This is a genomic window from Rothia sp. P13129 (assembly GCF_048512865.1).
In the GTDB taxonomy this organism is placed as follows: Bacteria; Actinomycetota; Actinomycetes; order Actinomycetales; family Micrococcaceae; genus Rothia.
The window spans coordinates 59,360-72,305 of the sequence record NZ_JBLXYA010000008.1 but is presented as its reverse complement, the minus strand read 5'-3'; the positions used below and the strand labels follow the sequence as shown (position 1 = coordinate 72,305).

The following is a 12,946-nucleotide window of genomic DNA, read 5'->3' as shown; positions in this document are numbered from 1 at the left end:
TCCTACCCTTCCCCACCATTGCGGAAGGACTTTTATAGCTCATCACTATCAAGAATAATAGTTACAGGACCATCATTGATGAGGCTAACTTGCATGTCAGCACCGAATATTCCTTGAGAGACTTCTGCACCTAATTCTTCAAGATACTGAACGTAACTATTAAATAGAGGCTCTGCCAGTTCTTGTCTAGCAGCAGCTGACCACGAAGGACGACGTCCACGGCGAGAATCTGCATATAAGGTAAACTGCGACACAGCTAAAATGGGTGCCCCAATATCTGAACAGCTTTTTTCACCCTCGAGAAGACGCAATTTCCATGTTTTCTCCGCAAGTTTTTTGACAATCTCAGGGGTATCAGTGTGAGTGATACCAACTAAAACTAGTAACCCCGCACGGTCGATAGCACCAACTTGTTGTCCACCTACACAGACCTCAGCCTGCTGTACACGTTGAATCACGACTTTCATAAAAACCTGTTCTTCTTATATCTAACGTTGAGCAATAAGATATTTATTCTTTAAGTTATCGTTTTAAACGTATCCCAAAAAGTTAGCCCTCTACCTCGCGAATATCTCGCGTAGTTCCCATCGCACGACCTTTGACCCAATAGGCGTGAGAATGCATAAAAGTTTTAGAAACTGAAGTCTCTTTAAGAAGATATCTTCGGGTGGGCAAAAGAACTTTAGCCTCACAGACAAGATGAGGGAACCACCCTTCCCAATCCCAGCTTTTTGTTTTCTCCAGCATTGCTTCTGGGGTAGGTTCAATCCAATGTACCGTAATATTTTCTCCAGAGCATAACGGGATGCTTTCATCACTTTCATGCCACCGAGATAACCAAATCTGTATTGGAAAACGTCCCTCTAAAACCTCAATCACCGAATTAATATAAGGAATACCTGCAGCGTCACCAATAAAGACAAAACCTTGAGGTATCTTAGACGGCACTTCAAAAGGGTGTGACCCATAATAGGAAAACTCAAAGGTGTCACCAACTTCGGCATGAGTAGCCCAATAACTACCCGGACCATATGGTGTGTGGAGAAGAAAGAATAAGGTAAACTCCCCTGTCTGTTCATCCACCTCAGTAATGGTATATCCTCGCATTTCCTCTCTATTCGGGTTCTCTAAAGAGGGAAACCAACACCGAAGATACTCTCCCTGTACGGGGTGAACTTCTTGAACAAATTCTGGGGAGCTAACTCGTAATGCGAGCATACTTGGGCTGTGCTGCCAGATGCGACGTACCGTACATGAATAATCTCCTGCACGCAAAACTTTTAGAAGCGCACCGCATATACCGCGTCCCATGAGATACCCCTTCTTCTCATCATCAACGAAAGCTCATGAGTCCAGTATGCCAGAGAAGAAGACTAAAAGTTAGGTAAACCTTATTTTTATCTATGGGCATCAGATACGAAAAAGGTTTGGGGTGCAACATATGTTGCACCCCAAACCTTTTATCTCAGAGGTAAAGACTCAAAGATTATTTTTCGTCTTTTTTAGGTTTTGCATCAACACCAGCTTCTTTACGCTGTTGTGCAGTAATTGGTGCAGGCGCGGCCGTTAGCGGGTCAAAACCATTGCCAGTCTTCGGGAACGCAATAACATCACGGATGGAATCAGTGCCACCCAAAAGTTGCAGAACACGATCCCAACCAAAAGCGATACCGCCCATAGGAGGGGCACCGAAGGAGAACGCATCAAGAAGGAACCCAAACTTTTCTCGGGCTTCTTCTTCCCCGATACCCATCACGGCAAAGACACGTTCTTGAACGTCGCGCTGGTGAATACGGATAGATCCACCACCAATTTCGTTACCGTTACATACGATGTCGTATGCGTAGGCAAGAGCTTCACCGGGATTCTGATCAAAGTTTTCTAAGAACTCAGGTTTAGGTGAGGTAAAGGCGTGGTGCACTGCAGTCCACGAAGAGTTGCCCAATGCCACATCGCCAGATGCTGTAGCGTCTGCGGCTGGTTCGAACATGGGTGCATCAACAACCCAAACAAAGGACCATTCACCATCTTTAATCAGACCAGTTCGATGCCCAATTTCAACACGCGCAGCACCAAGCAACGCGCGAGAAGCTTTAGCTTCACCTGCAGCGAAGAAGATACAATCGCCAGGATTAGCGCCGGTAGCTTCTGCCAGACCAGCACGTTCAGCTTCGGTGATGTTCTTTGCAACAGGGCCAGTAAGCTCCCCGTCTTCTTGAATCAGGACATAAGCTAGACCTTTTGCACCGCGCTGTTTAGCCCACTCTTGCCATGCGTCAAGAGTGCGGCGGGGCTGGGAAGCACCACCAGGCATAACAACAGCGCCAACATAAGGAGCCTTAAAGACCCGGAAAGTTGTGTCTTTAAAGTAGTCTGTTAGTTCTGTTAGCTCCAAACCGAAACGTAAATCAGGTTTATCTGAACCGTATTTTTCCATAGCGTCTTTGAACGTAATACGTTCAATAGGGCGTGGAACTTTGACGTCGATAAGGTTCCATACCGCCTCAACAATGCGTTCACCAAGATCGATAATATCTTCTTGATCAACGAAAGAGGCTTCAATATCAAGCTGAGTAAACTCGGGTTGACGGTCTGCACGGAAGTCCTCGTCACGGTAGCAACGAGCAATCTGGTAATACTTTTCAATGCCACCTACCTGTAGGAGCTGTTTGAAAAGCTGAGGAGACTGAGGAAGTGCATACCAAGAGCCAGGTGCTAGACGAGCTGGAACAAGGAAGTCTCGTGCACCTTCGGGGGTGGAACGAGTTAGAGTAGGCGTCTCAACTTCAGTGAACCCATCTTCTGCAAGAACATTACGTGCAACACGGTTTGCTTCAGAACGTAGACGCATTAGGCGTGCTGGTTCTGGACGACGCAAGTCAAGGTAACGGTACTTGAGGCGAGCTTCTTCACCGACTTCTACGTGTTCGTCAATTTGGAATGGTAGCGGTGCAGCAGTATTGAGCACCTCAGTTTCTTTAACCTCAACTTCAATCTCACCGGTTGTTAGTTGAGGATTTTCGTTACCTTCTGGACGGCGGGTTACTTCACCAACAACTTTAAGAACGTACTCATTGCGAAGGTGCTCAAAGTCTTGTTCATCGTGGAAAACGCACTGTGTGACGCCCTCACGGTCACGTAAATCAACGAATGCGACACCGCCGTGGTCGCGACGGCGGGCTACCCATCCGGTTAATGTGACAGTCTGTCCAATGTGTTCGGCGGTTAGTTCGCCGAGGGTGTGTGTGCGTAGCACTCGATTCCTTTCCACGGGTACCACCTATCTTCAGGTGGTATGTTCACGAAAATGTGATAGTCATTCTAATCATAATCTTAATATTCCTCAGCGAATGAAGAACTGAAAAATATTCAAAGAGTTGTTTCACTCAAGAACTCATATGAGGTTCTTCATCTTTTAGGAGTTCTCTGTGGCTACTACACGTACAGTGAGGTCTTCGGCTGATGGCACCCATTGTGCAGGGCTCACTGGGAGTTGTTCTCCGGAACGAATGTCTTTTACCTCATGAGTCAAGCCGCCGTCTTCTGTCTCATATGTAAACCAGACAAAAGGAATGCCACGTTTTTCTGCATATTTAATTTGTTTACCAAATTTGGTTGCTTGTGCAGAAACTTCGCAAGCGATACCTCTTGAGCGTAATGCCACGGCAACGTCTTGCGCTTCAGACCACATGTCTTCATGTGTTAGAGCAATCAATACGGCAGAAGGAACTTTACGAGTTGGTTCTGCCATGCGCTCTGCAATGATACGTGAGACAAGGCGGGTTACCCCGATAGAAAGACCCACACCGGGGAAGGTTCTCTTACCGTTAGAAGCTAGTGATTCGTAGCGACCTCCAGAGCAGATTGAACCAAGTTTTTCGTGTCCAACAAGAACTGTCTCATAGACGGTTCCAGTGTAGTAATCTAAACCGCGAGCAATTGACAGGTCTGCAATAACACGCCCAGGGGCACGTTTAGTTGCTTCACCAACAACTTGTTCTAGTTCGGCAAGGCCTTCTTCAAGAAGTTCATGTTCAACACCTAAAGCGCGTACTTGTTTAACAAACGAGGTATCTTCGGCGCTGATTTGAGCTAATGATAGAGCTGCTTGTGATTGTTCGTCACTGGCTCCGAGCTCATCTTTGAGAAGTTGCGCTACTGCTTCTGCCCCAATTTTTTCGAGTTTATCGATGGAGCGGAGCACCCCTGCCGTGTCGTCGAGCCCAATTCCACGGTAGAAACCTTCAGAGAGTTTTCGATTATTGACGCGTAGCTTAAAGTCACCAATGTTCAGTTGTGAAAGTGCGTCTACGACGACTAGAGCGAGTTCTACATCGTAGCGGAAAGGCAATGTTCCATCGCCTACAACGTCTACGTCAGCTTGGGTAAATTCACGGAAACGACCATCTTGAGGTCGCTCTCCTCGCCATACTTTCTGCATTTGGTAGCGCATAAAAGGAAAGTTGAGGTATCCGGCGTTCTCTACAACGTATCGTGCAAAAGGTACGGTGAGATCAAAGTGAAGAGCTAGTTTTTCTTTGTCTTTTTTGGTGCTGTTGTGTGCGGCGTCTTCGTCAAGTAGTCGAGAGATACCATAAACTTCTTTATCGATTTCGCCTTTACGCAGTAGCTGCTCTACTGTCTCCACCGAACGAGTCTCAATAGGTGAGAATCCATGAAGCTCGAAGGTGGTACGGAGAGTATCCAATACGTGATTCTCTACCAGGCGTTCCTCGGGAAGAAATTCGGGAAAACCAGATAGCGAAGCCTTACGAGCCATGTGTTACTCCTATATATACGACTAGATGAAGCCGGATGGTGTTTATTAGTTCTTTACTCTAGGGTACTCGGTTGTTTTGCTATCACCCAACATCAACAGGAGTCATCTACATAAAATGTAGTTTGAAACTCATTCTCATAGAGGTTTTCTCACGTGTTGCGTTGCTAGTTTTTAAAGCTAAAGGTATTCTAAAGATGTACGCATTCACGGCGAATTGCGCCTCTGATACGCAGAGGAACTAGCCGAAGAATGCGGCTTTTGTTTGTTTAACGCGCTTGTGCGCCTCATGTGAAAGAGTTATAGCGGTGACCACACAATCCGACGACAACACCCCAGTAGACCTCGATAAAGCACGCCAGTTTGGCAGAGTATCCGACGACGGACACGTTTTTGTCATTGTCGAGGGAGAAGAATACGCTGTCGGCCAGCTTCCAGAAGCTACCCCCGACGAAGCCCTCGCATATTTTGCTCGTAAGTTTGAAAATATCCAAGCTCAGATTTCACTTCTTGAAGCACGCGTTGAGCATGGTGCGGCTGTTGCTGATTTGCAGAAATCTGTAGAACAGCTCGGCGCTCAGGTTGCTATTCGCAACATGGTTGGCGATTATGCAGACCTACAGCAACGTCTCATTGCTATTACCGGAAAAATTGCTGAACGTGCAGTTATTGAAAAAGAAGAACAAGCAGCAGCACGCGAAGCAGCCCTTAAAGCTCGTGAAGAAATCGTGAGCGAAGCAGAGTCCATTGCTTCTCAAGACATTGAGAAAACCCACTGGAAAAACTCTCATGCTCGCATGAACGAACTATTTGACGCGTGGAAAACCACTCAGCGCACTCACCACCTACCTAAGAGTGTAGAAGATAGTTTGTGGACTCGTTTCCGTTCTGCTCGCACAACTTTTGATAAGCACCGTCGCGCACATTTTTCCTCTCTCGATGAGGCGAATGCCAAAGCTAAACGGATTAAAGAAGCGCTCATCGCAGAGGCAGAAGAACTTTCTACTTCTACCGATTGGGCAGCAACAGCAACAAAATACCGTGACCTCATGGACCGTTGGAAGAGCGCTCCTCGTGCTTCACGTCGTGAAGATGACGCTCTTTGGACTCGTTTCCGTGCCGCACAAGATCGTTTCTTTGAAGCTCGTAAAGTAGCTCATGCAGAGCTAGATAAAGAGTTTGAGGCTAACCTTGAAGTCAAAGAAAAACTTCTAGAAGAAGCACGAGCCATTTTACCGGTCACTGATGTGAAAGCTGCAAAAGCTCAGTTCGAAGCTATTGCAGACCGTTGGGATGCAGCCGGTCGTGTACCTCGTCATGCAGTACGTCGCGTTGAAGGCGAACTTAAGAAGGTTCAGGACGCTATCTACAATGCAGAACATGCTAAGTGGTCTAAGAGCGACCCTGAGAAGAAAGCCCGCGCAAACTCCATGCTTGCTCAGCTAGAGGACTCCATAGCAGGCCTTGAAGAAGACCTCAAGAAGGCGGAAGCAACAGGCAATGCTCAGAAGATTAAAAAAGCTCAAGAAGCTCTCGATGCACGTCGTACATGGTTGAGCACGCTTCAGGCGTCTTCTGCAGATTTTAACGCCTAAAAAATTGTTTTCGGTAAGGAGATTATGAGCAACTGGCACGCTCAAAAAACCTATACTGAAACCCCTCACGGAAAAGGCTCCCCTGATGTTTTTTACTGGGGAGCCTTTTCTGTGCGAAGTTTCGGACGTATTGGTTGCTTAGCTACCAAAATTAATAATTTAGTGAACCGTAGTCCGTGTATCGCTCGAGCCGCAATCCGAGGGTAGAAAGAATTCAGATTAATATAGGCAGACAAGAAGATATCCACAAATATTTTTTACTACACATAGTTTCACTCAGAACTACCGCATAATGGGCGTATGAGTACACCACCAGCTTATTCTCAGCGCCCTAGCTCTCTTCTTCAGACACTACCTTGCCCCTTGTTCGTCGAGAGCCATCCTCAACATGTTTTAGGTGTCAGGACTCAACAAAGTCTTAGACCTCCAACAACACCTATAGTGTGTTCTTCACTAAGTTCTGAGCAACAAATGAAATTATATTGTTCTCAGCTTCTGAGCAAAGAGACTTTTAACGGCACTCTTCAAGAGCTACGTGTTCTCGCCCAAGAGTATCAATATCAGGAGGTACTCCCCCATATTTATGCTCCTTCAGCGTTACGTATCACTCCTTTATTAAGAGCTAGCGCCTTAAGCCTTATCCTCCCTCCTCGATATTTTGCCAGAGGTAGAATCTCTCGTTATAGTGCAGCATGGATATGGGGTTGCACTCCATCTGCCTTTGAGAATTTCTATATAGATTTTGACCGCTATTCAAGAATTAACACTCGTAAAACTAGGCAAGAGAACATCATTACGCATCAAAACCAGTTTTCGCCTACTGATTACCTAGCCCTAGGCAAGGTACACGTTACGACTCCGCTACGAACCGCTTTAGACTTGCTCATCTATCACCACGATGAAACTATCGCTCGTCAAAGTGTCGAACGATTCCTCAACACTCCAAACTTTTCAGGATGTTCTGTCGACACTATGCACACATACCTTGAACACAAGAAGTATGTACCCCACCGTCAAAAAGCTCAACAGGTCCTTCAACAAATATCCCAGAACATCCCGACCTCACACCCTATGAAAGTTTAACTGGTAGAAGATTTTTCGTGTACGGGCTTTGCCCCTGTGAGACGATACGCCTTATAGACTCCTTCAACATTCTTAAGAACATTAAGAACATGATCCAACATATACCGGTCACGTACTTCCACCGAAAAACGGTTAATCGCGAAGCGATCTTCGCTAGTCAGTACTCGAGCATGACAAATATTAATATGGTTCTCACCGATGGCTCTGGTCAGATCCATCAATAAAGATTTACGGTCTATTGATTCAACCTGAATATTGACTCGATAGACAGCCTGAGAACTTGACGCCCATTGAACCTCAGTTAATCGTGGTTCGTCCCCCATATTGCGCATATTAGGGCAGTCTGTTCGGTGAACCGATATTCCGCTAGTACGCGTGACGACACCAAGAATTTCATCCGGTGGAACAGGGTTACAGCACTTAGAAATTTTCGTCAAAATACCATCTGCGCCGGGAACAACGATTCCGTTATCGCTAACTGTGCGACGAGAAGAGAACATATCTTCATCAAAATCGGATGGCAACACGTCAAGGTTATCGTCCTCATCGCCATAGTAGATATTTACAAGGTTTGAGATGACATCTTGAGCTTTGATATTTCCTTCACCGATGGCATGATACAAAGAAGCACCATCATTTTGATGGAAAGTATGGGCTACTTGCATCAATAAATCTGCAGTCAGCATCTTTTGCAGAGGCAACTCATGCTGACGCATTGCCTTAGTTAGTGCGTCACGGCCTTTATCAATAGCTTCTAATCGGCGACCTTTAGCAAAATACTGACGAATCTTTTGGCGAGCTTTAGAAGAACGCACAAATTTTAGCCAGTCTTCACTAGGTTCTTGCTGAGGGCTCTTTGACGTACGAATCTCGACAACATCGCCAGAGTTTAATCCCGTATATAAAGAAGCTATCTTTCCATTCACGATAGCTCCAACAGTTTTCTCGCCGACCTCAGAATGGATAGCATAGGCGAAATCTACCGGTGTGGCTCCAACAGGTAAGATGATGCCGTCACCATTGGGGGTCATCACCACAATCTCGTCAGTCTCTAAGTGATAAGCTAACTCTTCAAAGAATGCTACAGGCTCTGGTGTTGAATTCGATATCTCTGCGATATTTTGTAAAATTCCAGCATTAAAAGTAGAAGATTTATTCTCTGATTTTTTACGACCAGAAGCATCAATTTTTCCAAGATCTTCACCGCGAGAAGCAGCCTTGTATCTCCAGTGTGCAGCAACACCATATTCTGCTTCTTCATGCATCTTATAGGTTCGTATTTGAACCTCGAGAGGAAGATTTCCTGGACCAACAAATGTTAGATGTATCGATTGATAATGATTATTTTTAGGAGATTTAATATAGTCCTTAAAGCGTCCCTGATCCGAGGTCCATAAGGACATTACGTGCCCTAATACGCCATAACAAGTGTCTTCATCATCGACAAGGATACGAACAGCTAAGATGTCATGAATTTCGTCAAAGCTCTTATTCTTCGACTTCATTTTCTGATGAATAGAATAATAATGCTTAGGACGCCCATGGACAGTAGCCTTAATACCAACTTTGGCAAGACGCTGTTCAATCGTCGTTTTGGCTTCATCCAAATATTTTTCAAGCTTAGGTGTACGGTCCCCCACCATGCGCACAATTTCACGATAAATCTCTGGAGACATCGCAGCAAAAGAAAGATCTTCTAGCTCCCATTTAAGAGCGCTCAAACCAAGCCGGTGTGCTAAAGGAGCATAGATTTTTAGAGTCTCTTCAGCTTTTTTAGCTGCAGAGCCAGAGGGAACAAAACGCCACGTGCGAGCATTATGCAACCTATCAGCAAGTTTGATCAATAAGACGCGAATATCTTTGCTCATAGAAAGCACTAATTTACGAATCGTCTCTATCGAGGCGTATTCCCCGTAAGTTACTTTATCTAATTTCGTGACGCCATCAACAAGATAAGCAACTTCTTCGCCAAAGTCTTCGATGAGTTGTTCTTGCGTATACGGAGTATCTTCTACGGTGTCGTGAAGTAGCCCAGCCACAAGAACAGGGCCAGTGGCTCCCATCTCTGCAAGAATCGTGGTGACGGCAACGGGGTGAGTAATGTAGGGGTCACCGCTTTTACGTTTTTGCCCTTGGTGATATTTATCGGCAACGGTAAAGGCCCGTTGTATTACGTCAAGGTCCTCTTCGGGATGAAATTTTTTAACAGTTCGAATCACTGGGGCAAGTACTGGTGAATAACGTGTAGGACTTGTTCGTGAAGTCTGAATGGAACGTCCGAAAACATGACGAGTGGGAATACGCTCTGAGGCAGACATCACCCGATGCGATCCGCCAAGAGTCGTAGGAAGAAGGTTACCAACAACCTTTTGTGAAACAATATCTTGTGCTGTGTGTGCTGAATCCGCCATAGTGTTCATCCTTCCAAGGCTAGTATGGCTATTTTAGCCTTATATTGTTCGCACTATAACAAAAATAAAAAATCGGTAGCTATTTCTTTTCATAGCTACCGATTTTTTAACAAAAACTATAGTTATTGTCTAATCAACGTTAACGATCCAATGAAATCGTGTTGACTTCAATGCGTATTTCGTTGAGAGAGCTCTGCTCAGAAGTCTCAGAAGCATCTTCTGGTTCAATAACTTTTCCAGAACGAATATCTTCTACCATCTGTGTATGCTCACGAATTTCTTTCTCACCTAGACGCAACGCCGCATACATTGGTGCAGAAACATAGAGTGTTCCAATCGTTCCCACAATAATGCCGACGAATAAAGCTAACGAGAGGTCTTGTAGAGTTCCAGCACCAAGCATGAACGCACCGATGAAAAGAATTGCACCAACAGGTAATGCGCCCACAACAGAAGTGTTAATGGAACGAACAAGAGTTTGGTTCGTTGCAAGGTTAATCTGTTCACCATAGGTGAGGTCACGGCGTTTCTCAATGCCTTCGGTATTCTCACGAATCTTATCGAAAACTACCACAGAGTCATAGAGTGAATAGCTCAAAATGGTTAAGAAACCGATGATTGCGCTAGGCGTCACTTCAAAGCCTACTAAAGCGTAAATTCCGATTGTCACGATTACGGTGAAAAGCAATCCCGCAATAGCAGATAGAGACATCTTCCACGTACGGAAGTATAAAGCCATGCCGATAAGAGCAAGAAGGACGAACGCGACAAGTCCGTAGAGTGCTTGTCTGGTCACATCGGCGCCCCACCTTGGCCCAACAAAGGACGAGGTGACGTCGTCTGCAGAAACACCGTACCCCTCTTGAAGGGCAGTTTTTACCGCAAGAGTCTCTTCATCGTTAAGCTGGCTCATTTGCGCCCTGATAGTTTTCGCAGCGATATGAGTCACTCGAACGTCAGAGGCTTCAGGGGCGTGCTCTGCAATAATTTTTTGCCCTACCGAAATATCGGTATTTGAAGTATCAGAAATCGTAAACTCTGAACCGCCTCGGAACTCAATACCTAGATTGAACCCTCCTTTGACGACGGGGATGAGAAGGGACAAAACAACGAGAACCATTGCAATGCTTAACCACAATCTACGTTTTCCAACAAACTGGTATGAACGCTGTCCAGAATGTAAGTCGTTACCAAAACGAGCAAGTGCGTTAGCCACAATTACCCCTCCTTCTGTGTGCTCTGAGAAGCCTCTACTTCTTGAGCGTTTTCTTGGGCGCGAGCAGCAGCTCGACGACGTTCAGCGATACTCATTTGCTCAGATTCTTCTGCAGTGCGCAAACGACCAGCGCCTCGATATAACGGTGTAGCACCAAGGGCAACAGGGTCTAGACCAGAGAATCGTCCACCCTCACCAAAGTATCGGGTACGAGCAAGAAGCGTCAGAACAGGATGTGTAAAGAGGAACACAACGATGAGGTCGGCGATAGCGGTCAAACCTAAGGTGAAAGCAAATCCACGAACCGAACCGACGGAGAAGATGTACAACACTACTGCTGCAAGGAGGTTGACTGCTTTAGAAGCAAGAATCGTGTGTTGAGCACGACGCCAGCCATGATCTACTGCAGCGGGGATAGTGCGACCCCCACGAATTTCATCACGGATACGTTCAAAGTACACGATGAAGGAGTCAGCAGTCTGCCCAACAGCGACGATTAAACCAGCAATACCGGCAAGGGAAAGACGATAGTTAATAGACCACCCAAGCAAAATAATTGCCAGATAAGAGATAACACCAGCAACGATCAGCGATGCAATCGTCACGAACCCTAGTAAGCGGTATTGGAAAAGTGAATAGACGAAGACCAATAGCAAACCGATAACACCAGCAAGTAGCCCCATCTTGAGCTGGTCAGAACCTAACGTTGCAGAAATCTGCTGTTCAGATTGAATGGTGAAGCTGATGGGCAAAGCACCGTATTTGAGCTGCTGAGCAAGAGACTGTGCACTTTCTTCCGTAAAGTTACCGGTAATTTGTGGGTTACCGTCGGCAATCACTGCTTGAGCTACCGGAGAAGAAAGAACTGCGCCATCGAGCATAATCGCAAAACGAGCACGTGGATCTTGCTGGTTTTTTCCGTAGATTCCGTAAAGGCGAGTGGTGATGTCTTTAAACTTTTCGCGGGCCTTCTCATCAAAATTGATGTTTACACCCCATTGTCCCGTTGAGACACCATTACTGTTAGCAACCTGTGAGGCGGTTGCGTTAGATATATCGGAGCCACTCAGCTCTACAGGTCCTAGGATATATTTTTCATGCCCAGATACTGCACAAGCCACAATAGCTTGGTGAGGGTCTTGATGCTCTGCGTTAGGGCTTTTCCCGCTTGTGCAGTCAGTTGCTTCATATTCACGCCAGAGTTCTGGGGTCACCCACCGCACGTCGGAACCGTCTGTCGCTTCTCCATCGGGGTGAGGAAGTTGGTCATCAGCCAGTTTTTTATCATCAGCAACAGGTTCTGGAGAAGTTGAGTAAATTACTGCGCGGAAGTCCATTTGTGCAGAGGCTTGAATCAGCTCACGTGTTTTTTGATCGATAGTTCCTGGCACCGAGACAACAACATTACGCCCTGATTGGGTCGTCACTTCTGCTTCGGACACACCTGAACCGTCAACACGTTGACGAATAATTTCGACAGCTTGCTCTAGTTGTTCGGCAGAAACTGTTTGGTCTTGCGCCCCGTTGACTTTAGGCGCAAGAATCATTTGTGTTCCGCCAGAGAGGTCTAAAGCGAACTTAGCTCGCCATGACCCTCCATAGGATGTGCTAGCAAAGATTCCAGCACATAAAGCCACGACTATCACAGCCATGGCGATAAGCGCTCTACTCGCTTTAGCTCGTTGGCTTCGCTTAGCCATACCGCCCCTTTACTCTCCCGACCTACATGCGTTAACTTCTTGATACTTAGTAAACGATGTGCTCAACATTTTTATTCGTATTTAGTGGAACTTTTCTTCTAATGGTGAGTATCTACAATGTTTGATAACGGTGCATGTCATCACTGAAACCAAGAAATATTTAT

General features: G+C 45.9%; 10 protein-coding genes. 3 read left to right on the top strand and 7 right to left on the bottom strand.

The window, feature by feature from the left end; genetic code table 11:
- Positions 1-32 precede the first annotated feature (32 nt).
- The 4 genes from dtd to hisS all read right to left on the bottom strand — a co-directional run bounded on the left by dtd (position 33) and on the right by hisS (position 4,780).
- On the bottom strand, positions 33-467 hold the full coding sequence (gene dtd, locus ACN081_RS06630) for a D-aminoacyl-tRNA deacylase (protein ID WP_419107317.1): 435 nt from the start codon (positions 465-467) through the stop codon (positions 33-35).
- A gap of 82 nt (positions 468-549) precedes the next feature.
- The gene (locus ACN081_RS06625; protein WP_419107316.1) at positions 550-1,311 is read right to left on the bottom strand and encodes a siderophore-interacting protein; all 762 of its coding nucleotides are present in this window, start codon (positions 1,309-1,311) and stop codon (positions 550-552) included.
- A gap of 175 nt (positions 1,312-1,486) precedes the next feature.
- Positions 1,487-3,256, bottom strand: coding sequence for an aspartate--tRNA ligase (gene aspS / locus ACN081_RS06620; RefSeq protein ID WP_419107338.1), 1,770 nt, complete (start codon positions 3,254-3,256; stop codon positions 1,487-1,489).
- A 159-nt stretch (positions 3,257-3,415) separates the two neighbouring features.
- Positions 3,416-4,780, bottom strand: a complete 1,365-nt coding sequence (hisS, locus tag ACN081_RS06615; RefSeq protein WP_419107315.1) for a histidine--tRNA ligase — start codon at positions 4,778-4,780, stop codon at positions 3,416-3,418.
- Between the two features lie 305 nt (positions 4,781-5,085).
- Between hisS and ACN081_RS06610 the strand changes: the two genes are divergently transcribed.
- From ACN081_RS06610 to ACN081_RS06600, 3 genes are all read left to right on the top strand, one after another.
- Positions 5,086-6,372: a DUF349 domain-containing protein gene (locus ACN081_RS06610; RefSeq protein WP_419107314.1), complete on the top strand. Its 1,287-nt coding sequence runs from the start codon at positions 5,086-5,088 to the stop codon at positions 6,370-6,372.
- Between the two features lie 24 nt (positions 6,373-6,396).
- Positions 6,397-6,579: a hypothetical protein gene (locus ACN081_RS06605; protein WP_419107313.1), complete on the top strand. Its 183-nt coding sequence runs from the start codon at positions 6,397-6,399 to the stop codon at positions 6,577-6,579.
- Between the two features lie 234 nt (positions 6,580-6,813).
- Positions 6,814-7,455, top strand: a complete 642-nt coding sequence (locus ACN081_RS06600) for a hypothetical protein (RefSeq protein WP_419107312.1) — start codon at positions 6,814-6,816, stop codon at positions 7,453-7,455.
- On the opposite strand, the gene ACN081_RS06595 is transcribed toward ACN081_RS06600, so the two are convergent.
- The 3 genes from ACN081_RS06595 to secD form a co-directional block, all read right to left on the bottom strand.
- Positions 7,452-9,773 (bottom strand): RelA/SpoT family protein, encoded by a 2,322-nt coding sequence (locus ACN081_RS06595; protein ID WP_419103777.1) that lies wholly within the window; start codon positions 9,771-9,773, stop codon positions 7,452-7,454. The two genes, ACN081_RS06600 and ACN081_RS06595, sit on opposite strands and share 4 nt — an antisense overlap.
- Positions 9,774-10,005: 232 nt before the next feature.
- Complete coding sequence (gene secF / locus ACN081_RS06590) at positions 10,006-11,082, bottom strand: protein translocase subunit SecF (protein ID WP_419101311.1); 1,077 nt, start codon at positions 11,080-11,082, stop codon at positions 10,006-10,008.
- Positions 11,083-11,084: 2 nt separating this feature from the next.
- Positions 11,085-12,782, bottom strand: a complete 1,698-nt coding sequence (secD, locus tag ACN081_RS06585; protein WP_419107311.1) for a protein translocase subunit SecD — start codon at positions 12,780-12,782, stop codon at positions 11,085-11,087.
- Between the last annotated feature and the right edge of the window lie 164 nt (positions 12,783-12,946).